Source organism: Mesorhizobium sp. M8A.F.Ca.ET.208.01.1.1 (assembly GCF_004791315.1).
GTDB lineage: Bacteria > Pseudomonadota > Alphaproteobacteria > Rhizobiales > Rhizobiaceae > Mesorhizobium.
In genome coordinates this window covers 1-286 of sequence record NZ_SRUT01000392.1, presented here as the reverse complement: position 1 = coordinate 286, position 286 = coordinate 1, and the positions used below count along the sequence as shown (strand labels likewise).

1 pseudogene is annotated in these 286 nt (G+C 68.9%); it reads right to left on the bottom strand.

The window, feature by feature from the left end:
- A pseudogene (gene holA, locus EN851_RS35805) lies at nucleotides 1-286 on the bottom strand (DNA polymerase III subunit delta); the annotation flags it as partial.

Here is a 286-nt window from a genome sequence, read left to right as displayed (position 1 = left end):
GCCGACAGCACCAGGAAGGGGTCGCCGCCGCCCTGGCAGTGTCGGGTGAAAGCGGTGTCGAAATCGGCGATCTTGCCGTCCAGCAGCGCATCGACGGCATCGTCGAAGGAGGCGCCTGACACGTCGCCGGACGTCGCCCGGACATCGTCGAGGTTGATCTCCTTCTGGCCGTGGGCGTAGAGCACCAGCTTCTCGATCTCGCCGCGCGACGCCAGCCGGTCGCCGCCGAGATTGCGGCGCAGCGCCTGGCGCGCCTCCAGCGTCATCGACATGCCGGTCTTGCGCA